Source organism: Kosakonia sp. BYX6, from assembly GCF_038449125.1.
In the GTDB taxonomy this organism is placed as follows: domain Bacteria; phylum Pseudomonadota; class Gammaproteobacteria; order Enterobacterales; family Enterobacteriaceae; genus Kosakonia; species Kosakonia calanthes.
Window position 1 is genome coordinate 3,065,951 of sequence record NZ_CP151800.1, and the last position, 25,762, is coordinate 3,091,712.

The window sequence follows — 25,762 nt, forward strand, 5'->3', positions numbered from 1 at the left end:
ATTCACCTTATAACTGACTTTTTTTCAGTAGAAATTGTTATATTTCGGTTGGAAAACATCCCCCAGTCATTGGTCATTTCTATTACACATATCGTTAACAAAATCGCTGCGCCCTTTTTTTACGCCCGTAAATTCCCTACAATCCAGCCCAATGTCTGCCAAACAATAATGAGGATCTCATGGGTACGGCCAAACACAGTAAGCTGCTTATCCTTGGTTCAGGCCCTGCCGGTTATACCGCTGCGGTCTATGCTGCGCGCGCTAACCTACAGCCGGTTCTGATTACCGGAATGGAAAAAGGCGGCCAGCTCACCACCACCACTGAAGTGGAAAACTGGCCGGGTGACCCGCACGATCTGACCGGGCCGCTGCTGATGGAGCGCATGCATGAGCATGCCACCAAATTTGATACTGAAATCATCTTCGATCACATCAATAGCGTTGATTTACAGAATCGTCCATTCCGCCTGACCGGCGACAGCGGCGAATACACCTGTGACGCGCTGATCATCGCAACTGGCGCTTCCGCTCGTTATCTGGGCTTAGCGTCAGAAGAAGCCTTCAAAGGCCGTGGCGTTTCCGCCTGCGCAACCTGCGACGGTTTCTTCTATCGCAATCAGAAAGTCGCGGTTATCGGCGGCGGCAACACGGCAGTAGAAGAAGCGTTGTATCTGGCGAATATCGCCTCTGAAGTGCATTTGATTCACCGTCGCGACACCTTCCGCGCAGAAAAAATTCTGATCAAACGTCTGATGGACAAAGTGGAAAGCGGCAACATCGTGCTGCACACCCATCGCACGCTGGAAGAAGTGACTGGCGATCAAATGGGCGTTAGCGGCCTGCGTCTGCGTGATACGCAAAACGGGGATAACGTTGAGTCGCTGGACGTAGCAGGTTTGTTTGTTGCTATCGGTCACAGCCCGAATACGGTGATTTTCAACGGTCAGCTTGAGCTGGAAAACGGCTACATCAAAGTGCAGTCCGGTATTCACGGCAACGCCACGCAAACCAGCATCCCGGGTGTTTTTGCCGCAGGCGATGTCATGGATCATATCTACCGTCAGGCGATCACTTCCGCTGGCACAGGCTGTATGGCTGCGCTGGATGCAGAACGTTATCTCGACGGGCTGGCTGAAAGTAAATAATCTTTACAAGTCAGTAACAAAGGTAAAAAAGGCGACTATAAGTCGCCTTTATTTTTGCCCCGTTGTAACATTGCGCAGGCTAAAAATCCGATAACTTCACCTGCAAAGCGCCGCAATGAATAAAACCCGTCAACAAGAACTTACTCGCTGGTTAAAACAGCAAAGCATTATTTCCCGTCGCTGGTTGACGCTTTCCCGCCTTCTTGGGGTAGTCAGCGGCGTATTGATCGTGGCGCAAGCGTGGATTCTGGCGCGCATCCTCAATCACATGATTATGGAAAACATCCCGCGCGAAGCCCTGCTATTGCCCTTCACTCTTCTGGTTTTGATCTTTATCCTGCGCAGTTGGGTAGTCTGGTTGCGTGAACGCGTTGGCTTCCACGCAGGCGCACATATCCGTTTCGAAATTCGCCGCCGCGTGCTCGACCGCCTGCAACAAGCCGGTCCGGCGTGGATTCAGGGTAAGCCCGCAGGCAGTTGGGCCACGCTTATCCTCGAGCAAATTGACGATATGCATGATTTCTATGCGCGTTATTTGCCGCAAATGGCGCTCGCCGCCAGCGTACCGCTGCTGATTGTCATCACGATTTTCCCCATCAACTGGGCGGCAGCGCTCATTCTGCTTGGTACCGCTCCGCTGATCCCGCTCTTTATGGCGATGGTCGGCATGGGCGCGGCGGATGCTAACCGCCGTAACTTTAAAGCGCTGGCGCGGTTGAGCGGCCATTTTCTTGACCGCCTGCGTGGGATGGAAACGCTGCGTATTTTTGGTCGCGGCGAAGCGGAAACCGACAACATTCGCCGGGCGTCGCAAGATTTTCGCAGCCGGACGATGGAAGTGCTGCGCCTTGCGTTCCTCTCTTCCGGGGTGCTGGAATTTTTCACCTCGCTCTCTATTGCGCTGGTCGCTGTCTACTTCGGCTTCTCTTATCTCGGCGAATTGAATTTCGGCCATTACGGTACTGGCGTTACGTTGTTTGCTGGTTTTCTCGCGCTGGTGTTGGCTCCGGAATTTTTCCAGCCGCTGCGCGATCTCGGCACCTTTTACCATGCGAAAGCCCAGGCAATTGGCGCGGCCGATAGCCTGAAAACCTTTATGGAAGCGCCGCTTGCGCATCCGCAACGCGGCGACATCACGCTGAAAGCCGATGAGCCAATCACGCTGGTGGCCAATGATGTGATCCTGAAATCCCCTGAAGGCGCAGTGCTCGCCGGTCCGCTCAATTTCACGCTGCCGGCCGGGCAACGCGTGGTCGTTGTGGGACAAAGCGGTTCGGGCAAGAGTTCGTTAATTAACGCGCTTTCCGGTTTCCTTCCTTATGAGGGATCACTTCACGTTAATGGCGTCGAATTAAGCAAACTCGATCCCGATGCCTGGCGCGAAGCGATAAGTTGGGTGGGACAAAACCCGCAGCTTCCCGCCACAACATTGCGCGAAAATGTCTTGTTATCTCGCCCAGAAGCCAGCAACGCAGAACTGCAAGCGGCGCTGGATAAAGCCTGGGTGAGCGAGTTTCTGCCGTTATTACCGGAAGGCCTGGAAACGCAACCCGGCGATCAGGCCGTTCGTCTATCTGTCGGCCAGGCGCAGCGCGTCGCCGTGGCCCGCGCCCTGCTCTCTTCCTGCAAACTGCTCTTGCTGGATGAACCTTCCGCCAGCCTCGATGCGCACAGCGAGCAGCGGGTGATGCAAGCGCTAACGGAAGCCTCTCGTCAGCAAACCACACTGATGGTGACGCACCAGCTTGAAGACCTCGCCCAATGGGATGCGATTTGGGTTATGCAGAACGGGCAAATCGTTGAGCAAGGCAGTTATGCCGAACTCGCTGCCGCGCAGGGCACGTTTGCCGGGCTGCTTGCTCACCGCCAGGAGGAGATTTAAATGCGCGCTTTACTGCCTTATCTTGCGTTGTATAAACGCCATAAATGGATGCTGACGCTGGGCGTCATTCTCGCTATCGTTACCTTGCTGGCAAGCATCGGTTTATTGACACTTTCTGGTTGGTTTTTGTCGGCTTCTGCCGTCGTTGGCGTTGCCGGGATCTACAGCTTCAACTATATGTTGCCTGCGGCAGGAGTTCGCGGCGCGGCGATTATTCGTACTGCCGGGCGCTATTTCGAGCGTCTGGTCAGCCATGACGCTACCTTCCGCGTCCTTGAACATTTGCGCGTTTCCACCTTTAGCAAACTGTTACCGCTCTCCCCTGCCGGGCTGGCGCGTTTTCGCCAGGGTGAATTACTGAACCGCGTCGTTGCTGATGTGGACACGCTCGACCACCTCTATTTGCGCGTTATCTCACCCTTAGTAGGCGCGTTGATGGTGATTATTGTTGTGTTGGCCGGTTTAAGCGTACTGGACGTTTCACTGGCGCTGATGCTGGGCGGCATTATGTTGGCCACACTGATTGTGCTGCCGCCGCTGTTTTACCGCGCGGGCAAACCCACCGGTGAAAAGCTGACGGCGTTGCGCGGTCAGTATCGCCAGCAATTAACCAGCTGGTTGCAAGGCCAGGCGGAGTTGACCATTTTTGGTGCCAGCCAACGCTATCGTGAACAACTGGAAAGTACTGAATTAAGCTGGCATGACGCCCAGCGTCGCCAGTCGGATTTGAGCGCGATCTCGCAGGCGCTGATGCTGTTGATTAGCGGCGCGGCGGTGATCACCATGTTGTGGTTTGCTTCTGGCGATGTGGGCGGCAACGCGCAACCCGGCGCGCTGATTGCTTTATTTGTCTTCTGTGCGCTGGCCGCCTTCGAAGCGCTGGCTCCGGTGACCGGCGCCTTCCAGCATCTTGGGCAGGTTATCGCCTCCGCAATGCGCATTACGCAGCTAACAGAATGCCAGCCCGAAGTCACATTCCCACAAAACAGCGCGCCAGTTTCAGCACAGGTTGCCGTACAGTTCGATGCACTCTCGTTTAGCTACCCAGGCCAACCACAGCGCGCGCTGGAAAATGTCTCAGTGTCGATTGCGGCCGGGGAGCATGTCGCGATTCTGGGCCGTACGGGTTGCGGCAAATCGACGCTGCTGCAACTGCTAACGCGTGCCTGGGATCCGCAACAGGGCGAGATCCGCTTGAATGATCAACCGCTTGCCCAGTTTGCTGAACCGGCGCTGCGCAACCTCATCAGTATGGTGCCACAGCGCGTGCATCTGTTTAGCGCGACGCTTCGCGATAACTTACAGCTGGCATCGCCACAGGCCAGTGATGAAACGCTGAGTGCGATGTTGACCCGCGTCGGCTTGGAAAAATTGCTCGACGATAGCGGTCTGAATGCCTGGTTGGGTGAAGGTGGACGCCAGCTTTCCGGCGGTGAACTACGTCGACTGGCGATTGCACGCGCGTTATTACACGACGCCCCGCTGGTATTGTTGGATGAACCTACAGAAGGGCTGGATGCTTCAACCGAGAGTCAAATACTTGAATTACTTGACGAAGTGATGAAAGGCAAAACGTTGTTAATGGTTACCCATCGCCTGCGTGGGCTGGCACATTACGATCGGATAATTGTGATGGACAACGGGCAAATAATTGAGCAAGGTAATCACGCAGCGTTAATGGCGAAACAGGGGCGGTACTACCAGTTTAAGCAGCGTCTGTAGTGGATATTCGTCATTTTGTCGTTCTTGCTCCCGCAGCGCTAAAGTGAAACGCACAAAATGACGATATTAAAAGGGGGTCCCTTGTCGCGTTGTGGAGCGTTGCGGTCATGCGCCTGGTTCAGCTTTCTCGTCATTCTATTGCTTTCCCTTCGCCTGAAGCGGCGTTGCGCGAGCCAAACGGGCTATTGGCGCTGGGAGGTGATTTAAGCCCAGCGCGGTTGCTGATGGCTTATCAGCGTGGGATTTTCCCCTGGTTTTCTCCCGGCGACCCTATTCTTTGGTGGTCACCCGATCCGCGCGCCGTACTGTGGCCTGAAACTTTTCATGTCAGCCGAAGTATGAAGCGCTTTCATAAAACATCTCCTTATCGCGTTACGCTTAATCACGCTTTCGGCAAGGTGATCGATGGGTGTTCGGAAGATCGCGCCGAAGGAACCTGGATCACACCCGATGTGGTGATGGCCTATCATCGGCTGCATGAACTGGGTCATGCGCATTCAATTGAAGTCTGGGAAGGCGACGAGCTGGTGGGCGGCATGTATGGCGTCTCTCAGGGGGCGTTGTTCTGCGGTGAATCAATGTTTAGCCGTCGCGTAAATGCGTCGAAAACTGCGTTGCTGGTGTTTAGCGATGAGTTTGTGCGCATGGGCGGCAAGCTGATTGATTGCCAGGTGTTGAACAGCCATACCGCATCGCTCGGTGCGGTTGAAATCCCGCGTCGGGACTATTTGCAGCAGATCGCCGAATTGCGCAAAAACCCTTTGCCGGCGCATTTCTGGGTACCCCGTAAACTGTTTTCATCGCTCTGAAGAATGTTTTCGGCACATTTTGGCGCAGAGTGTTATAATGGTCGCTCATAGCAGCTTTTGCCTGTTACCCCGCTTCATCCGGGAGTTGTTCGTATCAGGGATGCCCTTCGTTTTACTTCATCGCTCCCCTTTACGGTTGCGTTTTTATACGCGTCTCGGCTGTGGCGTGTGGGGAATTGGCAAAAGTTGTTTTGCTGTGTTTTATCAGCACAAATCTTTACTTAACACACGAACTTCGGCATTATCTTGCCGGTTCAAAAATTATGGTAGTGATACCCCCGAGGATTAGATGGCCAAAGAAGACAATATTGAGATGCAGGGTACCGTTCTTGAAACGTTACCTAATACGATGTTCCGCGTAGAACTGGAAAACGGTCACGTGGTCACTGCGCATATCTCCGGTAAAATGCGTAAAAACTACATCCGTATTCTGACGGGCGATAAAGTGACTGTGGAACTGACCCCGTACGACCTGAGCAAAGGCCGCATTGTCTTCCGTAGCCGCTAAGATCTTCCGCCAGCACATTTAGTGCACTTATTTTAAAGGCCGGGTAATCCCGGCCTTTTGCATTTCTGACGCCTGGGTAAACGTTCGCTTCAAATAGCTAATGCGGGTATGCTCTTAAACGAGCTGCTTTCAAACTTTTCTATTTTCTCAAAAATGAACATTTATCATTGATTGGCAAACTAAAAAGAAATTCTGAAAACGCTGCCTGTCCGGCAGTGAACTGGACGAAAACCATATCATCTTGTTGTTTTTAAAAAAAGTTATTCGACTTTTAGCGCGCAGACCCTTTTTTTTGCCATTTTAAAAAACCACAAAAAAATCAATAGATTAAGAGCAACCCCAAAAAAAGGGTTTTATATGAGGAAGGATGGAGAGTTTGATGGCGTCTGTCATATCGCGACGCAAGGCGTGAAACCGCCGACTGAATCCCCAATGCAAAAACATCGGGCACCAAACTTTGGCGTGGCAAAAAAAGAAATTCAAAACAGGGGATAACGAACAAACTGATAGTGATATTTCACTTCAGCATACCGGATATAACAACCCGTTAAATTCGGTCTCCCCTGAGAAAAGAGCAACTCAACGATTAGTTATAGTTGCAACCACCGCGCCCCCGGCAAGCCATCCATTCGGATGTACCGACATCCGGCCCGGAGGCGGGATCGTAACGACAGATAGGCCACCATCGGCTCTGCTCATTACACACTCCTGCAAGCGCGTCTACGGGAAGAATAATGATAAAACTCAAAAGGATAGGTTTAAGCAGTGTATTCATAGGTTGTCCTCCAAATTGACAATACTCCTTTGATGCCGCGAACAATCACTAAAACACATAATCATTGCACGGTGACTTAACCTATAAAAATAGTTGCTCTAACACAATGGCTTTGTTGTTTTTGTGTTAACAGAATTCATGTCATGCCAAGCTTACTTTGAACAGCTACGTTGCCAATCATCATGCCCGAATGCGGATCGCAGGCATAAAAAAACCGGGTTCATAAGAACCCGGTTTTATCACTCCACAAATCAGGTTAATGCGCTGCTTCCGGTTTGTGCTTCTGCGCACTCTGGAAACCATACTCCAGCTCATTTTTCTCTCTATTCAGTGTCACAGTGACCTGCCCACCATCAACCAGCGAACCAAACAACAGTTCGTTGGCCAGCGGTTTTTTCAGGTTATCCTGAATAACACGCGCCATCGGGCGAGCGCCCATCGCACGGTCATAGCCTTTCTCGGCCAGCCAATCACGCGCTTCCTGGCTCACTTCAAGCGACACGCCTTTCTGATCCAACTGCACCTGGAGTTCGACGATAAATTTGTCGACCACCTGGTGGATCACATCCGTAGACAAGTGATCGAACCAGATAATGTTGTCCAGACGGTTGCGGAACTCCGGCGTGAAGATCTTTTTGATCTCTTCCATCGCATCAGTGCTGTTATCCTGGTGAATCAGGCCGATGGATTTACGCTCGGTTTCACGCACCCCGGCGTTAGTGGTCATCACCAGCACCACGTTGCGGAAATCCGCTTTGCGCCCGTTGTTATCGGTCAGCGTGCCGTTATCCATTACCTGTAACAGCAGGTTAAAGACATCCGGGTGCGCTTTTTCGATCTCATCAAGCAGCAGAACCGCGTGCGGATGTTTGATCACCGCGTCGGTCAGCAGGCCGCCCTGATCAAAGCCGACATATCCCGGAGGCGCACCAATCAAACGGCTCACGGTGTGACGCTCCATATATTCGGACATATCGAAACGCAGCAGCTCAATGCCCAACGCTTTCGACAGCTGAACCGTCACCTCGGTTTTACCCACGCCGGTTGGACCAGCGAACAGGAAAGAACCGACCGGTTTATGGTCCTGCCCAAGCCCTGCTCGGCTCATTTTGATGGCTTCGGTTAACGCCTCAATGGCTTTATCCTGACCAAACACCAGCATTTTCAGGCGGTCGCCGAGGTTTTTGAGCGTGTCGCGATCGCTTTGCGAAACACTCTTCTCTGGAATACGCGCGATACGAGCGACAACCGATTCGATATCCGCCACGTTGACGGTTTTCTTACGTTTGCTCACCGGCATCAAACGCGCCCGCGCGCCCGCTTCGTCGATAACATCGATCGCTTTATCCGGCAGATGGCGGTCGTTGATATATTTCACCGCCAGCTCAACTGCCGCACGCACCGCTTTCGCTGTGTAACGCACATCGTGGTGCGCTTCATATTTCGGCTTCAGCCCATTGATAATCTGTACCGTTTCCTCAACGGACGGCTCAGTGATATCAATTTTCTGGAAGCGACGCGCCAGCGCGCGATCCTTTTCGAAGATGTTGCTGAATTCCTGGTAAGTCGTGGAACCCATCACGCGAATTTTCCCGCTGGAAAGTAGCGGTTTGATCAGATTCGCAGCATCCACTTGTCCGCCGGACGCGGCACCTGCGCCGATGATGGTATGAATCTCATCGATAAACAGGATACTGTTGTTGTCCTGCTCAAGCTGTTTCAGCAGCGCTTTGAAACGTTTTTCGAAATCACCACGGTACTTGGTACCGGCCAGCAGTGAACCGATATCGAGCGAGTAGATGGTGCAGTCGGCCATAATTTCAGGCACATCGCCCTGCACAATACGCCACGCCAGCCCTTCGGCGATCGCGGTTTTACCGACGCCAGACTCACCCACCAGCAGCGGGTTGTTTTTACGGCGACGGCAAAGCACCTGAATCGCACGTTCAAGCTCTTTACCACGGCCAATCAGCGGATCGATACCTCCCACGCGAGCAAGCTGGTTAAGGTTGGTGGTGAAGTTTTCCATACGTTCCTCCCCGCCTGCTTGCTCTTCACTGCTCGCCTGGCTGCTACTGCTGCTACCCGCGTCAGATGAAGGACCTGGCTCGTCTTTACGCGTGCCGTGAGAGATGAAGTTCACCACGTCGAGGCGGCTGACTTCGTGTTTGCGCAGCAGGTAAGCCGCTTGCGACTCCTGCTCGCTAAAGATGGCAACCAGTACGTTCGCCCCAGACACTTCGCTGCGACCGGAAGACTGAACGTGAAACACCGCGCGCTGAAGAACACGCTGGAAGCTGAGCGTCGGCTGTGTGTCGCGCTCCTCTTCACTCATGGGTAGCACGGGTGTGGTTTGTTCGATGAAGGCCTCGAGTTCCTGTCGCAGCGCCACCAGATCCACAGAACACGCTTCCAGCGCTTCACGGGCCGATGGGTTACTGAGCAGAGCCAGTAACAAGTGCTCGACGGTCATAAACTCATGTCGGTGCTCACGCGCTCTGGCGAAAGCCATGTTTAAACTGAGTTCCAGTTCTTGATTGAGCATAGGCACCTCCCCCAAGTTTTATTGCCTGTTTTCAGGCTTTTTCCAGCGTACACAACAACGGATGCTCGTTCTCCCTGGCGTACTTGTTCACCATGGCAACTTTCGTCTCCGCGACCTCGGCAGTGAAAACACCGCAGATGGCCTTACCGTGATAGTGAACCGTAAGCATCAGTTGCGTTGCACGTTCTACATCATAAGAAAAGAACTTTTGTAGCACGTCAATAACAAATTCCATTGGCGTGTAGTCATCGTTCATTAACATCACTTTATACATGGATGGCGGCTTCAGCGCGTCGCGCAGTTTCTCTTCCGCCAATTGGTCGAAATCCAGCCAGCTATTGCTCTTGCCCATCGTTAGCGCTTCATCTTTAGGTTACAGGTCCCGGCTGCATCCAATCGGCCGATTACATGAGTTTAGATGCATTTTCAATCAACATCAGATGTCAGGCAACTATAATGGATCGTCCCCCGGTCGAATAACAACATAAACTGAATGGGTCATTGTAGACACCCAGCTTACTGCACATTATATTGTGTTATTGTAGGATAATTTTACAATCCTTGCTATTTTAGTAATGTAAAAATCTTTTATTTGATTATCGGATTTTTCTTCCATTTTTATATTCCACCAATCACAAAAAACGGATGGCATAAACACTTCTTATTGATTTTATATTGAATTATTTATCTGTTTTTAGTAATGATACCGCCCTCTCTCTATCAAACGCTTTGATATAAGCTGCCGGAACAAAATCCATGCCCATGAAACCAATATTCTCGAATATCTTTTACCACCGAATAATAACGCCACTTATCTTTATTAGCGTGGCTGTCGAAAGAGATTTGGTTTTGCCCAAGCGCGTAGGATGCTCATTTTTAGAGTGTCCGGCATATGAACCAACCGTGCTGCTCTTAATATCTTAATACCGTTCGTTAATGTGAATTCAGTGACTGCAAACTGAATCAACCATTGCCGCCTGTGACTCAATATTTTTGCTGTTTAAATAGGCGATCATTCCCTCAAAATCACCCCACTATTTAAAGCGTAACATTTCATATACCCCAACCTGTTAACCCATAAATAAATACTCAACATAATCATCCATTTTTTAATTTAAATAATGAGTGGAAAAATGCCGACAATTTATGTGAAAGCAAAAGATAAATTAATAAACACTCTCATCATGTTTCATAACAAAATATAACTCTAAGATAATTCACGTAAAATAATAAGTTATATAAAACCCGTCAAGTAGTCCGCTGTGTTGACCGAGATATAACGCGATACATTTGCGCTAAACGCAAATATTCGAGACGGCCGTCACATTTCTTTATCATAGCGTTAACTGCTTCAAAAAATTGATGCGCCGTCTCCCAGAAACCCAGCCAAACGCTTGACGCGTTATACGAAATATCTAAATTGTAGAGTCGAGAGTTGGCGAGGTTTTGAACAACCCGCGCACTCTACCACCGGTTCATTCCATCTTACTTAAATAAGATTTACGAAGGATGTCGAAGCATGGAAACGGGTACTGTTAAGTGGTTCAACAACGCCAAAGGGTTCGGTTTCATCTGCCCTGAAGGCGGCGGCGAAGATATCTTCGCGCACTATTCCACCATCCAGATGGATGGTTACAGAACGTTAAAGGCCGGGCAGACTGTCCGGTTTGATGTACACCAGGGCCCAAAAGGCAATCACGCCAGCCTTATCGTGCCCGTTGAAATGGAAGCGATGGCCTGACGCCTGTTAGCTGACTGTGTACATAAAGCAGTTAAATGCCAGCCCACGCGGCTGGCATTTTTATTACTCGCGGGCCAGCGCATCCACCGGATCCAGCCGGGCGGCATTGCGGGCGGGTAGCCAGCCAAACAACACGCCGGTAAAGGTAGAGCACAAAAACGCCGTTAGCAGCGCCACCGGTGAAAAACCGATTTCCCAACCGGGCAAAAAGAGCTGCAGAGTAAATGCGATCAGCATCGACAACGTCACGCCCAGCGCACCACCCACCAGGCAAACAAAGACCGCTTCAATCAGAAATTGCGACAGCACATCGCCCGCCCTCGCGCCAACCGCCATCCTAATGCCAATCTCGCGGGTACGCTCGGTCACTGACACCAGCATAATATTCATAACGCCGATGCCACCAACCAACAGGGAAATGACCGCCACCAGCGTGAGAAACAGTTGCAGTGTCCGCGTAGTCTTTTCCGCCGTCTTCAGAACACCGTCCATATTCCAGACGAAAAAGTCTTTCTTGCCGTGTCGCAGATTAAGTAGCCGCGTTAATTGCTGCTCCGCTTGCTCGCTGCTGTAACCGTCTTTGACGCGCACGGTGATGGAGTTCAGCCACGACTGGCCCATAATGCGCCCGGCGATCGTGCTGTAAGGCAGCCAGACGCGCAGGATTTTACTGCTGCCGAACATCGACTGCTTCTCCTCCGCCACGCCAATGACGGTCGCAGGCATATTCCCGACGAGAATCACTTCGCCGACGACACGGGTTTTATCCGGAAACAGTTGTCGACGCGTGTTGCTGTCGAGCACCACCACCTGCGCGCGGCCATTCTCCTGCTCGGTATTAAAGGAGGTACCTTCGCTGAACGTCATGCCGTAGACATTAAAGTACTGCCCGCTCACCCCGTTTGCGCTGGCCGCAATATCGATATTGTTGTAACGCAGCCGCAAATTCTGCGACACCGAAGGTGTGGCGGAACGCACCCACGGCTGTTTCTGGATGGCAACAAGATCGTCATATTTCAGCGCCTGCTGGTATTGCGGCTCGTCATCGCCAAAATCTTTACCGGGGTAGACATCAATCGTATTGGTGCCGATAGAGCGAATATCCGCCAGCACCAGTTGTTTTGCCGCATCGCCCACCACCACAATCGACACCACCGAAGCGATACCGATAATAATGCCGAGCATGGTCAGCAAGGTGCGCATTTTGTTGGCCGCCATCGCCCGCCATGCCATGGTCAGCGCCTCATGAAAACGGCTGACAAACTGCCGCCAGCCCGCAGCCTGCCCGCTAACCGCATCGTGATTGATGGGCTGTGTCATGGTCTGTTTTGCGGGTGGATTGCTGATGATCTCGCCATCGCGGATCTCAATTACGCGTTCGGCCTGCGCAGCCACTTGCGGATCGTGAGTCACGATAATCACCGTGTGCCCGCGATCGCGCAACTGATGCAGGATCGCCATCACCTCTTCGCCGGAGTGGCTGTCCAGCGCGCCAGTGGGTTCATCGGCCAGAATCACCTGCCCGCCATTCATTAACGCGCGCGCAATACTGACGCGCTGCTGCTGGCCGCCAGAAAGCTGCGAAGGTTGATAATCTGCGCGCTCCTCCAGCCCAAGCCGCGCCAGCAACTCTCTGGCACGCGCGAGCCGCGCTTTGCGCTCGGTTCCGGCATACACCGCCGGAACTTCGACATTTTGCGCCGCGGAAAGATGCGAAAGCAGGTGGTAGCGCTGGAAGATAAATCCAAAGTGCTCACGGCGCAGTTGCGCCAGCGCATCGCCGCTCAGCGTCGAAACATCGGTGCCCGCCACACGGTACGTACCGCTGCTGGGTTTATCCAGACAACCGAGAATATTCATCAGCGTCGATTTGCCGGAGCCGGACGCGCCGACAATCGCCACCATTTCACCCGCGTTGATGCTAAGCGTAATACCTTTCAGAACGTCGACTTGCCCGTCCCCGGATGGATAGCTGCGGCGAATATTATTCAGCTCAAGCAACGCGGTCATTGCACCGCTCCGTCTTTCAACTCGCCGATCACCACCTCATCACCGGCGTCCAGGCCTTTGACCACCACCACCTGAGTGTCATTGCGCGCGCCGAGCGTCACTTCCCGCTCGCGGGTTTCGCCGTTGCGCAGCACTTTCACTTTGTAGCGGTTGTCGCCAACCGGGTCGCCGAGGGCGGCCAGCGGAATGGTCAGCACATTTTTCATGCCGGTCAGTTGAATGTGCACCTGCGCGGTCATATCGAGGCGCAGCACACCTTGCGGGTTCGGGACTTCAAAACGCGCGTAATAGAAGATAGCGTCGTTAACTTTCTCCGGCGTTGGCAAAATGTCTTTCAGTTCGCCTTCATAGCGGGTGCCCGGATCGCCCAGCACGGTAAACCACGCTTTTTGCCCCGATTTCAGGTGAATCACATCCGCTTCGGAAACCTGCGCTTTCACCAGCATCGTGCTCATATCCGCAAGGGTCAGGATGTTCGGCGCCTGTTGCACGGCGATCACCGTTTGCCCCTGCAAAGTGGTGATTTGCGTCACTTCACCGGCCATCGGTGCCAGAATGCGGGTGTAATCGAGATTGGTTTTCGCGGTATCCAGCGTTGCCTGGTTGCGTTTGATCTGGGCGTCGATCGTGCCGATCTGCGCCTCTTTCACCGCCACGTCCGTGGCTGAGGTGTCCAGATCCTGGCGAGAAACGAGGTTCGTTTTTACCAGTTGCTGCTGGCGCGCTAAAGTGACCTGCGCGAGTTTCAGCTCTGCCTGCGCCTGGCGGCGCTGCGCGCGCAGTTCCATCAGCGTGGCGTCCACTTCTTTAATCTGATTCTCGGCCTGATCTGGATCGATAATGCCCAGCAATTGATCCTTCTTCACTTTGTCGCCGATATTCACCGACAAGGTTTTTAGCTGCCCATTAACCTGCGCGCCGACATCGACTTTGCGTAACGCGTCCAACTTACCGGTCGCCAGCACGGTTTGTTGCAGCTCGCCAGGGCGGACAATCAGCGTCTGGTATTGCACCACCGGCGCATTCAGTTTCCCCCATAGCCAGAAAGCCGCCAGCAAAATGACGACGACCAGCACAATCAATCCTGCCCTGCGTTTTCCCTTCAGTTTCATAAAAATCCCAGATAATCGGACATGCGGTTTATAGAGAACAATTCTAACTAAACCAATTCTCAACGAAACATTAACTTCGCGTTTTCTCCATTTTCTATTGAGTCGGCATTGAATGAGCGCCTGTTGAAATTGCGGTCTCTAATGTGACTACCGGATGACGCCATGTCCACTTTCGCTACTGTATTTCAACCGCAATTGCCGCTGCCACTGCCGAAAACAACCTGGCAACTCTTTCGTACTTTGGTGAGCGGTGAACTCATGCCAGGGCCTGTCTGGTTAAAACCGTCGCATCGCCGTAAGTTCTTGTTCCGTTCGCTGGCGATGCCCTTTTGCACCGCACAGTATCTTTCCCGCCTTGTCCGGCAGCCTTTTTTAGCGCAAAAACTCCATATGCAGCCGGGTTTGCCGTACCGGTTACATCGCCCCTGGCTGTCAATCACGCTCGATCGTAAACAGGCAAGTGAGGCGATTTACTGGCATTACGATAGCTTCACCCGCCTGTTACCGGCCAGGCTGCTCAATGGTTATCTCAGCATGAAGGGCATTACGCTCGCCCTGCTGACAGGTAAAGATGGGCAGACCTGTACAGTGCGTCTGCAAGCGGATGCCACACTGGATAAAGAAGGCGAAGCGACGCTGTTCTTTTGCGATGAGCAAGAAACCACGCTGGCGCGCCTGACCTTTACGCTGTGCCCGTTTGCCGGGAAAAACACGCTCTTTATTGGCGGGCTGCAAGGCCCAAAATCGCATGTTCCCCATGAGGCGATCCACGCGGCGACCAAAATCTGCCATGGCCTGTTTCCAAAACGCTTGCTGGTGGAAACAGCGATGGCCCTGGCGCAATTTTTTGCCGTTGATGAAATTCGCGCGGTGAGTAACGAAACGCATATCTACCGCTGCCTGCGCTATCGTAAGAAAAAGAGCCAATTGCACGCAGATTACAACAGCTTTTGGGTCTCTCTCGGCGCCGTCGTTGATGCGAAAGGCGACTTCGTTCTGCCGCTGGCAATGCCACGTAAACCGATGGACGAGATCGCCAGCAAAAAGCGTGCGGAATACCGCCGTCGCTATGCATTACTCGACAGCCTGCATGCGCAGACCGCTGCGCATTGTCAACGTTAATCCGCTCTGCCGCGCGCCAGCCATAGCACGCGGGAAAACATTTTGCGAAACAGCGGCGGTACCGACTCAACGCCGCGCCGCCCGGCTTCCATGGCCACTTCAATCGCCAAGTCCGGTTTCGACGAATGATGAATTGCTTTGGTGATCACCCTCCGGGGATTGATGGGCACGTTTTCCGGCAGTTGCGCCACGCGGTGGTAGACCCGGGCAAAACCTTCCCGATACAAAAAATGTTCCATATCCCGCGCGGGCAGCTCGGTAAGGTGCTCGCGGGTTTGGTCATGATCGTTATCCAGCAAGCTGCGCACGGTGGCGGAATATTTTTTCCCCGCTTCATCGCCATCGACCAGCACATGCCACTCAATCCCCATTCGTCGGGCGAATTTAACCAGTGGTTTCAAACCCGACTGAGCAAACTCGATAACTTTGATCCCTTCTGCGTCAAAATGGTGGCCGCACTGGCGCGCCAGTTCGCCAATCACCCAGGTTTCTGTTTCTCCTTCCACCAGTAACCAACAGCGGGCAAACAGCGAAGAAGGCCGATTAACGCGAATATGAAAGGTAATGCGCCGCCCATCTTCGGCGCTTAACCCGCCCGGCCCCAGCCGCCAGGCCGCCACGCGCGAAGACTCGCGCACCAGCCGGCAAACATGTTCAACAGGGGTGAGCGAAACCAGTTCGCTGGAATTGGTGGTTGTCACTTGCTGGAGCGGCAGCAAGTTCAGCAGTTGCCAGGCCACGGAGAGCATAATCGGGTGCAGCCGCGTTTCCGGGTCTTCCACTAACAGCAGCGGGCGCGCATCGCGATCGAGATGTACCGAGCCTTTGGCCTGCAATAACGTGGAAAAAAAGCCCAGTAGGATCACGCGATACATCCGTCCGCCGGGTTTATCAATCATGCGGTTGATGATGTCGAGATAGCGCCAACTGCGCTGTTCATCATGGGAGCGACGGCGCATCAGGCGCTGGTGCGACGCTCCGCTTCCCTGTTCGGCAAAATAGTGTTCGAGCAGTTGCACCATCGCCGACAAACCGTGGCGAATCTGCCCATCGGTAAGGTTTTGTGGGCGGGAAACCAGTTCGTGGGAGAGGAAATCAAGCTGGCGCGCGGTGCTTTCCACCAGCGGCGTGTCCGGCATGCTGTCATTGCGAATGCGGCGCATAAACCGCGCATCCCGCAAGCGCAAAACCGGCGACAAACGCACCAAATGTCGGGCGTATTCATCAATATTATCAAGGGGCAACAACTGCCCTTCGGCATCAAGAAAACCGCGTAAAGTCATTACGCTGCCATCTTCTGAAAGCTCTCCTTCATGGCGGTAAAACAGGCGATGATGGCCATCATCACCGGGTACCCAGCAGTCGGCCAGCGGGCGATAACGCCGCACGCGATGCCGACCCGGTTCGGATTCGCGAAAGGTCAAAATAATGTGCAGATGGTGTTCGCGCCCCTGAAAATCCCCCGGCGGGAACCAAAAATCGTCACGAACAAAATGATAGAGATCGGTGGCTGGCGACAGCAGCAGCGTTAGCGCATCCAGCAGGCTCGATTTACCCCACGCGTTTTCGCCGATCAAGACGTTATTCTGCTCAAGCATCAGCGATAATCGATTAATACCGCGAAACCCGACAACCTCTACCCGCTCCAGTATCATTCACCCTCCGCTCTTTCTGCGCGTTTTCCCTGACCAAGAAGTATAGCGGGATGGCGGCCCGCCGCTGAGGCTTTGTAAGTGCATAGAACTGCTCATTTTTTGCAGCTTTACTCATTTACAGCCTTTCTGTAGTGTGTGCCCGTGCATTCAATTTCTGTAAGGGTTCGGGCTGTTCATGTTTTCAGGATTGTTAATCATTCTTCTGCCACTGATCGTTGGCTATCTTATTCCCCTGCGTCACACCGCCGCACTTAAGCTTATTAATAAACTATTAAGCTGGATTGTGTACCTGATCCTGTTTTTTATGGGAATAAGCCTCGCCTTTCTTGATAACCTCAGCGCGAATTTGCTGTCGATACTCCATTATTCAGCGGTTAGCGTGGTGATTATTCTGCTGTGTAACGCTGCCGCGCTGCTGTGGCTGGAACGCGCGTTGCCGTGGAACCACCATCATCAGCAGGAAAAATTACCGTCGCGCATTGCAATGGCGCTGGAATCCTTACGGCTGTGCGGCGTGGTTGCCGCTGGTTTTGCTATTGGTTTGAGCGGACTGGCCTTTTTGCAGCACGCGACCGAAGCCAGTGAATACACGCTGATTTTTCTGCTGCTTTTGGTCGGTATTCAGTTGCGTAACAGCGGCATGACCCTCAAACAGATTGTCCTTAACCGCCGCGGCATGATTATCGCGGTCGTCGTTGCGGTGAGTTCGCTAATGGGCGGCGTGATTAACGCGTTGATCCTCGGCCTGCCGCTGAAAACCGGCATGGCGATGGCCTCCGGGTTTGGCTGGTATTCGTTATCCGGTATTTTGCTGACCGAATCCTTCGGCCCGGTGATTGGCAGCGCGGCGTTCTTTAACGATTTGGCGCGTGAATTGATTGCCATCATGCTGATTCCAGGCCTCGTCGCCCGCAGCCGCTCGACCGCGCTGGGGTTGTGCGGCGCAACATCCATGGATTTCACCTTGCCCGTTTTACAACGCTCGGGCGGCCTTGAACTGGTTCCCGCCGCCATTGTGCACGGCTTTCTTCTGAGCCTGCTGGTGCCGCTGTTGATGGCCTTCTTCTCTGCCTGATACCCCTTTGGCGGTAGGCTTCTGCCGCCAAAATTGCGTTAAATCAATTCCCCCTCAAATTGCCGACAAAAGCGCTTTCAAGCCTCCGCACACGGGCTTAACCTTAAACATGTATTTTAAATATAACTTTAAAGAAGGTGCGACTATGTTTTGTGTGCAATGTGAACAAACCATCAGAACCCCGGCGGGAAACGGCTGTTCTTACGCGCAGGGGATGTGCGGGAAAACCGCTGAAACCTCCGATCTCCAGGATTTGCTGATTGCCGCGTTACAGGGGCTTTCGGCCTGGGCTTGCAAAGCGCGTGATTACGATCTGATTGACCATGAAATTGACCACTTCGCGCCGCGCGCCTTCTTCTCAACACTTACCAACGTCAACTTTGATTCAGTCCGCATTGTCGGTTATGCCCGTGAAGCCATTGCCAAACGTGAAGCCCTGAAAGCGCTGTGTCTGGCGATCGACCCGCATTCTCACGTCGATAATCCGATGGCGGACCTGCAACTTGTGAGTGACGATCTCGGCGAGTTACAGCGCCAGGCGGCAGAGTTCACGCCGAACAAAGATAAAGCCGCGATTGGCGACAACATTCTTGGTCTGCGCCTACTGTGCTTATACGGCCTGAAAGGCGCGGCGGCTTATATGGAACACGCGCATGTGCTGGGCCAGTACGACAACGAAATCTACGCGCGGTACCACAAAATCATGGCCTGGCTGGGAACCTGGCCAGCAGACATGAATGCCCTGCTCGAATGCGCCATGGAAATTGGTCAGATGAATTTCAACGTGATGCGCATTCTGGATGCGGGTGAAACCAGCCTGTACGGTCACCCAACGCCCACTCAGGTGAACGTGAAAGCGGTAGCCGGTAAATGCGTGCTGATTTCCGGTCACGACCTGAAAGATCTTTATAACCTGTTGCAACAAACCGAAGGTACCGGCGTTAACGTCTATACCCACGGCGAAATGTTGCCGGCGCACGGTTACCCGGAGCTGCGTAAATTCAAACATCTGGTCGGTAACTACGGCAGCGGCTGGCAAAACCAACAAGTGGAGTTCGCCCGTTTCCCTGGCCCTATTGTTATGACGTCTAACTGCATTATCGACCCGACAGTCGGTTCCTATGATGACCGCATCTGGACGCGCAGCATTGTCGGTTGGCCGGGCGTCAACCACCTCGAAGGCGACGATTTCGCGCCGGTGATCCGCCAGGCACAACAGATGTCCGGCTTCCCGTACAGCGAAATCGAACACCTGATTACCGTTGGATTTGGTCGCCAGACCCTGCTCGGGGCGGTCGATACATTGATTGACCTGGTGAGCCGCGAAAAACTGCGCCACGTCTTCCTGGTCGGCGGCTGTGACGGGGCGCGCGGCGAACGAAGCTACTTTACCGATTTCGCCACCCAGGTCCCGGATGATTGTCTGATCCTGACGCTGGCCTGCGGTAAATACCGCTTTAACAAACTCGATTTCGGCAACATCGAAGGCCTGCCGCGCCTGGTCGATGCCGGGCAGTGTAATGACGCCTATTCCGCGATTATTCTGGCGGTGACGCTGGCGGAAAAACTCGGCTGCGGCGTCAACGATCTGCCGCTGTCGCTAGTGCTCTCATGGTTTGAACAGAAAGCAATTGTTATCTTGCTGACCCTGCTGTCGCTGGGCGTGACCAATATTGTCACCGGGCCAACCGCGCCGGGCTTCTTGACGCCAGACCTGCTGGCGGTGCTGAATGAGAAATTCGGTTTGCGGTCTGTCACCACCGTTGAACAGGATATTAAGCAGTTGCTGAGCGCATAAGGAGCCATTCATGACAATGCCAACTCCGCAGTGCCCGTGGCGTATGCAGGTTCACCATATTCGGCAGGAAACGCCGGATGTGTGGACGATTTCGCTGGTATGCCACGATTATTATCCCTACCGCGCCGGGCAATATGCGCTGGTGAGTATTCGCAACAGCGCACAAACGCTACGTGCTTACACCCTTTCCTCTACGCCGGGCGTCAGCGAATACATTACGCTGACCGTTCGTCGAATTGAGGAAGGCGCAGGCTCGCAGTGGCTGACGCGCGAAGTGAAACGCGGCGATTATGTGTGGCTTTCCGACGCGCAGGGCGAATTCACCTGCGATAACGAAACGAACGATAAGCTGTTGCTGCTGGCGGCGGGCTGTGGCGTGACGCCGATTATGTCGATGCGCCGCTGGCTGGCGAAATACCGTCCGCAGGCCGATGTGCAGGTGATCTTTAATGTGCGCTCGCCGGAAGATGTGATTTTCGCCAACGAATGGCGCGATTACCCGATCACGCTGGTGGCAGAAAATAATGCTACTGCCGGTTTCGCTGTCGGTCGTTTGAGCCGCGAACTGCTCACGCAAGTGCCGGATCTGGCGGCACGCACGGTAATGACCTGCGGCCCAGCGGCGTATATGGAATGGGTAGAAAAAGAAGTGAAGGCGCTCGGCGTCACACGTTTCTTTAAAGAACAGTTCTTTACGCCCGTTGCCGAAGCCGCCACCAGCGGGCTGAAGTTCAGCAAACTCTCGGCAATGAAAACTTTCTATGCGCCAGTGGGCAGCACGCTGCTGGAAGCGCTGGAAAGTAATAAAGTACCGGTCAACGTGGCTTGTCGCGCCGGGGTTTGCGGCTGTTGCAAAACGCAGGTGGTTTCCGGGGAGTATTCGGTCAGTAGCACCATGACGCTGACCGAACAGGAAATTGCCGACGGTTACGTGCTGGCCTGCTCCTGCCACCCGCAAGGGGATTTGGTGCTGGCGTAACGCTTGAATTTGCCGGATGACGCTGCGCTTATCCGGCCTACGGGGGATTGTAGGCCCGGTAAGCGTAGCGCCACCGGGCATTTCTAAACTACTTCCACGCCGGCGCCACGGAATAGCGGCCCGCACCAATAAACGCCACCACCAGCGCGGCGATAAAGTAATACACGATGCTTTCAATCGCCCATGCACCGGTGGCATCCAGCGAGCCGGTTTTGCCAATGCCTGCCATCAACCACGCTACGACCATGGTAAAGGCCAGTACCAGCGCAGCAGGACGGGTGAAAATGCCGAGAATAATCAAAATCGGGCACAGCACTTCACCAATCAACACGCCGTAAGCGATAAATCCCGGGAACCCTTTCGCCACCAGCATGCCGGCAATGCCATCGATTCCACCGATTAATTTGTGTAAACCGTGGAACAACATCAGCCCACCGACCATAAAACGCAACAACAAGCGGCCGAAATCTTCATGCGAAAACATATTATTAACTGAGTTTAACAATGATTTAACCATTTGAAATGATTCCTGTTTTCATCGACTGCAACCAGACTATTCCGAACTAAAATAAAAATAAACCCCTGTTTCAGGGAGGTTCATGCGAAACCCGATCCATGTCGCAAACATTGTCTAAGCTTGTAATCGTGATCACAAAAAGGAGCGTCATAATGAAACAGACAGTGGCCGCGTATATCGCCAAAACCCTGGAACAGGCTGGCGTAAAACGGATTTGGGGTGTCACCGGTGATTCGCTCAACGGGCTAAGCGATAGCCTGAACCGCATGGGTACGATCGACTGGATGCCAACCCGTCACGAAGAGGTCGCCGCATTTGCCGCCGGTTCTGAAGCGCAACTGACCGGCGAGCTGGCCGTGTGCGCAGGTTCCTGTGGGCCGGGGAATTTGCACCTGATTAACGGCCTGTTTGATTGCCACCGCAACCATGTGCCGGTGCTGGCAATCGCGGCGCATATTCCGTCGAGCGAAATCGGCAGCGGCTATTTTCAGGAAACTCACCCGCAGGAACTTTTCCGCGAGTGTAGCCATTATTGCGAACTGGTTTCCAACCCGGAGCAGATCCCGCAGGTGTTGGCGATTGCCATGCGCAAAGCCATTCTCAATAAAGGCGTGTCGGTGGTGGTGTTGCCGGGCGATGTGGCGCTGAAACCCGCGCCGGAAACGGCCAGTAGCCACTGGTATCATGCACCGCAGCCGGTTATCACCCCGACAGAAGATGAGCTGAAAAAACTGGCGCAACTGTTGCGCTACTCCAGCAATGTCGCGCTGATGTGCGGAAGCGGCTGCGCCGGAGCGCATAAAGAGCTGCTGGCGTTTGCCGGGAAACTCAACGCACCCATTGTGCACGCCATGCGCGGCAAAGAGCATGTGGAATACGACAACCCGTATGATGTCGGGATGACCGGGCTTATCGGTTTTTCTTCCGGGTTCCATACCATGATGAACGCCGACACTCTGGTGCTGCTCGGCACGCAATTTCCTTACCGCGCCTTTTACCCGACCGACGCGAAAATCATCCAGATCGACATCAATCCGGCAAGCCTTGGCGCACACAGTAAAGTGGATATGGCGCTGGTCGGGGATATCAAAGCGACGCTTGCCGCCCTGCTGCCGTTACTGGAAGCGAAGACTGACCGCAAATTCCTCGATAAAGCACTGGAGGATTACCGCGATGCCCGCAAAGGGCTGGATGAGCTGGCGAAGCCGAGCGACAAAGCCATTCACCCGCAATACCTCGCGCAACAGATCAGCCAGTTCGCCGATGACGACGCCATTTTCACCTGCGATGTCGGCACGCCTACCGTGTGGGCGGCGCGTTACCTGAAAATGAACGGCAAACGCCGCTTAATCGGCTCCTTTAACCACGGTTCTATGGCCAACGCCATGCCGCAGGCGCTGGGCGCGAAAGCGACATTTCCAGACCGGCAAGTGGTGGCGCTATGCGGTGACGGCGGTTTCAGCATGTTGATGGGCGATTTTCTCTCAGTGGTGCAGATGAAACTGCCGCTGAAAATTATCGTCTTCAACAACAGCGTGCTCGGGTTTGTGGCGATGGAGATGAAAGCCGGCGGTTACCTCACCGACGGCACCGAATTGCAGGACACCAACTTTGCACGCATCGCCGAAGCGTGCGGCATTACCGGTATTCGCGTGGAAAAATCCGCCGATGTGGATGATGCCCTACAACGCGCCTTCGCCATTGATGGGCCGGTGCTGGTGGATGTCACTGTCGCCAAAGAGGAACTGGCGATCCCGCCGCAAATCAAGCTGGAACAAGCCAAAGGTTTCAGTTTGTATATGATGCGCGCCATTATCAGCGGGCGCGGCGACGAGGTTATCGAACTGGCGAAAACCAACTGGCTCAGGTAAAACAGAGGGCATTACCCATCGTAAGATAAGGAAATGCCGTGATTGATTTACGCAGTGATACCGTAACCCGACCGAGCCGCACCATGCTGGAAGAGATGATGGCCGCCCCGGTCGGGGATGATGTTTACGGTGACGACCCGACGGTTAACGCGCTGCAACGTTATGCCGCCGAACTCAGCGGCAAAGAAGCGGCCCTGTTTCTGCCCACCGGGACGCAAGCTAACCTGGTGGCGCTGCTCAGCCACTGCGAACGCGGCGAAGAGTATATCGTCAGCCAGGGCGCGCACAATTATCTCTACGAAGCCGGAGGCGCTGCGGTGCTCGGCAGCATTCAACCGCAGCCGATTGACGCCGCGCCCGACGGCACCCTACCGCTCGATAAAGTCGCGGCCAAAATCAAAGCCGATGATATTCACTTCGCACGCACCAAATTGCTCAGTCTCGAAAACACCCATAATGGCAAAGTCTTGCCACGCGAATACCTGAAACAGGCCTGGGATTTCACCCGTGAACGCGGCCTGGCGTTGCATGTTGACGGCGCGCGCATCTTCAATGCGCTGGTGGAATATGGCTGTGAATTGAAGGATATCGCGCAATATTGCGATTCGTTCACCATCTGCCTGTCAAAAGGCCTCGGCACACCGGTGGGATCATTGCTGGTCGGCGATAAAGCCTATATCGCGCGCGCTAACCGTTGGCGCAAAATGACCGGCGGTGGCATGCGCCAGGCGGGCATTCTCGCCGCGGCGGGCCTGTACGCATTGAAAAATAATGTCACGCGCTTGCAAGACGATCACGACAACGCTGCCTGGCTGGCGGAGCAGTTGCGCGAGATTGGTGTGGACGTGATGCGTCACGACACCAATATGCTGTTTGTCCGCGTGGGCGATAACGCCGAAGCGCTGGGCGCCTTTATGCGCGAGCGCGACGTGCTAATTAACGCCTCACCGGTGGTTCGCCTCGTTACGCATCTCGATGTGAATCGTCAGCAATTGACTGACGTCGTGCACCACTGGCAGGCATTTTTACAGCGCTAAGGAGAGAAACGTGGCGCAGCGGATACTGGTACTCGGTGCCAGCGGCTACATTGGGCAGCGGCTGATCGCGGCATTAAGCCAGCAGGGTCATCAGGTAAAGGCGGCGGCGCGCAACCTGGCGCGGCTGCAAAAACAACCTTTGCCGGGCGTGAGCTATCACGTGATTGACCTGTACTGGCCGCAGGATCTGCCCGCACTGCTCACCGATGTCGACACGCTTTACTATCTGGTGCACAGCATGGGCGAAAGTGGGGATTTCGTCGCCCATGAGCGGCAAATCGCCCTGAATGTGCGCGACGCGCTGCGTGAATCCTCGGTAAAACAGGTAATTTTCCTCAGCTCTTTACAAGCCAAAGGCCTGACGAATTCCGATCACCTTTTAGCGCGGCAATACACCGGCGATCTGCTGCGCGCGGCAGGCATTCCCGTTACCGAACTGCGCGCCGGGATCATTGTTGGCGCGGGTTCGGCAGCTTTTGAAGTAATGCGCGATATGGTATTCAACCTGCCGGTACTCACCCCACCGCGCTGGGTGCGCTCGCGAACCACGCCGATTGCGCTGGAAAATTTACTGCATTACTTGCTGGCGCTACTCAATCATCCGACGCAGGCGCACCGGGTGTTTGAAGCCGCCGGGCCGCACGTGCTGAGTTACCAGCAACAGTTTGCGCGCTTTATGGCGGTGAGCGGTGTGCATCGCCCGCTGCTGCCCATTCCGCTGCCGACGCGGCTGATTTCCGTCTGGTTTTTGCATCTCATCACCTCGGTTCCTCCAACCATCGCAAAAGCATTGATCCAGGGGCTGAAACACGATCTGCTGGCTGACGATCGGGAGTTACGCCGCCTGATCCCACAGACTTTGATCCCCTTTGATGAGGCGGTGCGCCGTACCTTACAGGAAGAGGAAAAGCTGGTGAACTCCAGCGACTGGGGTTATGACCCGCAGGCCTTTTCCCGCTGGCGCCCGCAATATGGCTACTACCCCAAACAAGCCGGTTACCGCGTAAAAACCCGCGCCAGCGCGCGTGCACTGTGGGAAGTCGTGAACCGCATCGGCGGTAAAGAGCGTTACTTTTTCGGCAACCTGCTGTGGCAAACCCGCGCCGCGCTGGACATGCTTATCGGCCATAAACTGCCGCGCGGGCGACCTGAGCGGCCTTTTTTGCAGGTCGGTGATGCGGTCGATAGCTGGAAAGTGATCATTGTTGAGCCGGAACAGCAGCTCGCTTTACTGTTTGGTATGAAAGCGCCAGGGCTGGGTCGTTTGTGTTTTACGGTGCAGGATAACGGCGATCACCGGGTTTTGGATGTGCGCGCCTGGTGGCATCCGCACGGTATGCCGGGGTTGTTTTACTGGTTGTTGATGTTCCCGGCGCACCTGTTTATTTTTCGCGGCATGGCGCAGCGTATTGCCAGGCTTGCAGAAGAAAATAGAGAAAAAGTCTGACCGGGAACGCTT

19 protein-coding genes are annotated in these 25,762 nt (G+C 54.0%); 13 read left to right on the forward strand and 6 right to left on the reverse strand.

Translation table 11 applies throughout. From position 1 onward, the window contains the following. Positions 1-179: 179 nt before the first annotated feature. From trxB to infA, 5 genes are all read left to right on the forward strand, one after another. The gene (gene trxB, locus AAEY27_RS14410; protein ID WP_342321318.1) at positions 180-1,145 is read left to right on the forward strand and encodes a thioredoxin-disulfide reductase; all 966 of its coding nucleotides are present in this window, start codon (positions 180-182) and stop codon (positions 1,143-1,145) included. A 115-nt stretch (positions 1,146-1,260) separates the two neighbouring features. After that, entirely contained in the window at positions 1,261-3,027 is a 1,767-nt protein-coding gene (cydD, locus tag AAEY27_RS14415; RefSeq protein WP_342321319.1) for a heme ABC transporter permease/ATP-binding protein CydD, read from the forward strand. Then, positions 3,028-4,749 (forward strand): heme ABC transporter ATP-binding protein/permease CydC, encoded by a 1,722-nt coding sequence (cydC, locus tag AAEY27_RS14420; RefSeq protein WP_342321320.1) that lies wholly within the window; start codon positions 3,028-3,030, stop codon positions 4,747-4,749. A 107-nt stretch (positions 4,750-4,856) separates the two neighbouring features. Next, a complete protein-coding gene (gene aat, locus AAEY27_RS14425) occupies positions 4,857-5,558 on the forward strand; it encodes a leucyl/phenylalanyl-tRNA--protein transferase (RefSeq protein WP_342321321.1) in 702 nt (233 codons plus the stop codon). 289 nt (positions 5,559-5,847) lie between these two features. Further along, the gene (infA, locus tag AAEY27_RS14430) at positions 5,848-6,066 is read left to right on the forward strand and encodes a translation initiation factor IF-1 (RefSeq protein ID WP_001040187.1); all 219 of its coding nucleotides are present in this window, start codon (positions 5,848-5,850) and stop codon (positions 6,064-6,066) included. 1,031 nt (positions 6,067-7,097) lie between these two features. On the opposite strand, the gene clpA is transcribed toward infA, so the two are convergent. Together clpA and clpS are read right to left on the reverse strand one after the other, a co-directional pair. Then, positions 7,098-9,386 (reverse strand): ATP-dependent Clp protease ATP-binding subunit ClpA, encoded by a 2,289-nt coding sequence (gene clpA / locus AAEY27_RS14435; RefSeq protein ID WP_342321322.1) that lies wholly within the window; start codon positions 9,384-9,386, stop codon positions 7,098-7,100. Between the two features lie 31 nt (positions 9,387-9,417). Continuing rightward, positions 9,418-9,738 carry an ATP-dependent Clp protease adapter ClpS gene (gene clpS / locus AAEY27_RS14440; protein WP_342321323.1) on the reverse strand — a complete coding sequence of 107 codons (321 nt, stop codon included), beginning with the start codon at positions 9,736-9,738 and terminating at the stop codon, positions 9,418-9,420. Positions 9,739-10,905: 1,167 nt separating this feature from the next. Here clpS and cspD point away from each other — a divergent pair. Then, a complete protein-coding gene (gene cspD, locus AAEY27_RS14445; protein ID WP_342321324.1) occupies positions 10,906-11,127 on the forward strand; it encodes a cold shock-like protein CspD in 222 nt (73 codons plus the stop codon). A gap of 63 nt (positions 11,128-11,190) precedes the next feature. On the opposite strand, the gene macB is transcribed toward cspD, so the two are convergent. Both macB and macA read right to left on the reverse strand, forming a co-directional pair. Further along, positions 11,191-13,137, reverse strand: a complete 1,947-nt coding sequence (gene macB, locus AAEY27_RS14450) for a macrolide ABC transporter ATP-binding protein/permease MacB (protein ID WP_342321326.1) — start codon at positions 13,135-13,137, stop codon at positions 11,191-11,193. Next, positions 13,134-14,249, reverse strand: coding sequence for a macrolide transporter subunit MacA (gene macA, locus AAEY27_RS14455; protein WP_342321328.1), 1,116 nt, complete (start codon positions 14,247-14,249; stop codon positions 13,134-13,136). Before macA ends, macB begins: the two co-directional genes overlap by 4 nt. Before the next feature lie 162 nt (positions 14,250-14,411). Between macA and AAEY27_RS14460 the strand changes: the two genes are divergently transcribed. Beyond that, positions 14,412-15,371: a VirK/YbjX family protein gene (locus AAEY27_RS14460; protein ID WP_342321329.1), complete on the forward strand. Its 960-nt coding sequence runs from the start codon at positions 14,412-14,414 to the stop codon at positions 15,369-15,371. Here AAEY27_RS14460 and AAEY27_RS14465 read toward each other — a convergent pair. Beyond that, the gene (locus AAEY27_RS14465) at positions 15,368-17,026 is read right to left on the reverse strand and encodes an ATP-dependent endonuclease (protein WP_342321330.1); all 1,659 of its coding nucleotides are present in this window, start codon (positions 17,024-17,026) and stop codon (positions 15,368-15,370) included. The two genes, AAEY27_RS14460 and AAEY27_RS14465, sit on opposite strands and share 4 nt — an antisense overlap. Positions 17,027-17,201: 175 nt before the next feature. Here AAEY27_RS14465 and AAEY27_RS14470 point away from each other — a divergent pair, with 175 nt between their 5' ends. The 3 genes from AAEY27_RS14470 (at position 17,202) to hcr (ending at position 20,878) form a co-directional block, all read left to right on the forward strand. Continuing rightward, complete coding sequence (locus AAEY27_RS14470) at positions 17,202-18,101, forward strand: lysine exporter LysO family protein (RefSeq protein ID WP_342321331.1); 900 nt, start codon at positions 17,202-17,204, stop codon at positions 18,099-18,101. 145 nt (positions 18,102-18,246) lie between these two features. Next, positions 18,247-19,899 (forward strand): hydroxylamine reductase, encoded by a 1,653-nt coding sequence (hcp, locus tag AAEY27_RS14475; protein WP_342321332.1) that lies wholly within the window; start codon positions 18,247-18,249, stop codon positions 19,897-19,899. Between the two features lie 10 nt (positions 19,900-19,909). Next, a complete protein-coding gene (gene hcr / locus AAEY27_RS14480) occupies positions 19,910-20,878 on the forward strand; it encodes an NADH oxidoreductase (RefSeq protein WP_342321333.1) in 969 nt (322 codons plus the stop codon). Positions 20,879-20,966: 88 nt separating this feature from the next. On the opposite strand, the gene AAEY27_RS14485 is transcribed toward hcr, so the two are convergent. Continuing rightward, positions 20,967-21,395 carry a DoxX family protein gene (locus AAEY27_RS14485; RefSeq protein ID WP_342321334.1) on the reverse strand — a complete coding sequence of 143 codons (429 nt, stop codon included), beginning with the start codon at positions 21,393-21,395 and terminating at the stop codon, positions 20,967-20,969. 152 nt (positions 21,396-21,547) lie between these two features. On the opposite strand from AAEY27_RS14485, the gene poxB reads away from it, so the two are divergent. The 3 genes from poxB to AAEY27_RS14500 are packed head-to-tail and all read left to right on the forward strand — an operon-like array spanning position 21,548 to position 25,750. Continuing rightward, positions 21,548-23,266 (forward strand): ubiquinone-dependent pyruvate dehydrogenase, encoded by a 1,719-nt coding sequence (gene poxB / locus AAEY27_RS14490; RefSeq protein WP_342321335.1) that lies wholly within the window; start codon positions 21,548-21,550, stop codon positions 23,264-23,266. Positions 23,267-23,304: 38 nt separating this feature from the next. Next, positions 23,305-24,303 carry a low-specificity L-threonine aldolase gene (gene ltaE / locus AAEY27_RS14495; RefSeq protein WP_342321336.1) on the forward strand — a complete coding sequence of 333 codons (999 nt, stop codon included), beginning with the start codon at positions 23,305-23,307 and terminating at the stop codon, positions 24,301-24,303. A gap of 10 nt (positions 24,304-24,313) precedes the next feature. Further along, complete coding sequence (locus tag AAEY27_RS14500) at positions 24,314-25,750, forward strand: DUF2867 domain-containing protein (RefSeq protein WP_342321337.1); 1,437 nt, start codon at positions 24,314-24,316, stop codon at positions 25,748-25,750. The last annotated feature ends 12 nt before the right edge of the window (positions 25,751-25,762 follow it).

Excerpts from the sequence above, each read along its gene's own strand:
- trxB (WP_342321318.1), top strand. The coding sequence starts at position 180 with ATGGGTACGGCCAAACACAGTAAGCTGCTTATCCTTGGTTCAGGCCCT.
- cydD (WP_342321319.1), top strand. The coding sequence starts at position 1,261 with ATGAATAAAACCCGTCAACAAGAACTTACTCGCTGGTTAAAACAGCAA.
- cydC (WP_342321320.1), top strand. The coding sequence starts at position 3,028 with ATGCGCGCTTTACTGCCTTATCTTGCGTTGTATAAACGCCATAAATGG.
- aat (WP_342321321.1), top strand. The coding sequence starts at position 4,857 with ATGCGCCTGGTTCAGCTTTCTCGTCATTCTATTGCTTTCCCTTCGCCT.
- infA (WP_001040187.1), top strand. The coding sequence starts at position 5,848 with ATGGCCAAAGAAGACAATATTGAGATGCAGGGTACCGTTCTTGAAACG.
- clpA (WP_342321322.1), bottom strand. The coding sequence starts at position 9,386 with ATGCTCAATCAAGAACTGGAACTCAGTTTAAACATGGCTTTCGCCAGA.
- clpS (WP_342321323.1), bottom strand. The coding sequence starts at position 9,738 with ATGGGCAAGAGCAATAGCTGGCTGGATTTCGACCAATTGGCGGAAGAG.
- cspD (WP_342321324.1), top strand. The coding sequence starts at position 10,906 with ATGGAAACGGGTACTGTTAAGTGGTTCAACAACGCCAAAGGGTTCGGT.
- macB (WP_342321326.1), bottom strand. The coding sequence starts at position 13,137 with ATGACCGCGTTGCTTGAGCTGAATAATATTCGCCGCAGCTATCCATCC.
- macA (WP_342321328.1), bottom strand. The coding sequence starts at position 14,249 with ATGAAACTGAAGGGAAAACGCAGGGCAGGATTGATTGTGCTGGTCGTC.
- AAEY27_RS14460 (WP_342321329.1), top strand. The coding sequence starts at position 14,412 with ATGTCCACTTTCGCTACTGTATTTCAACCGCAATTGCCGCTGCCACTG.
- AAEY27_RS14465 (WP_342321330.1), bottom strand. The coding sequence starts at position 17,026 with ATGATACTGGAGCGGGTAGAGGTTGTCGGGTTTCGCGGTATTAATCGA.
- AAEY27_RS14470 (WP_342321331.1), top strand. The coding sequence starts at position 17,202 with ATGTTTTCAGGATTGTTAATCATTCTTCTGCCACTGATCGTTGGCTAT.
- hcp (WP_342321332.1), top strand. The coding sequence starts at position 18,247 with ATGTTTTGTGTGCAATGTGAACAAACCATCAGAACCCCGGCGGGAAAC.
- hcr (WP_342321333.1), top strand. The coding sequence starts at position 19,910 with ATGACAATGCCAACTCCGCAGTGCCCGTGGCGTATGCAGGTTCACCAT.
- AAEY27_RS14485 (WP_342321334.1), bottom strand. The coding sequence starts at position 21,395 with ATGGTTAAATCATTGTTAAACTCAGTTAATAATATGTTTTCGCATGAA.
- poxB (WP_342321335.1), top strand. The coding sequence starts at position 21,548 with ATGAAACAGACAGTGGCCGCGTATATCGCCAAAACCCTGGAACAGGCT.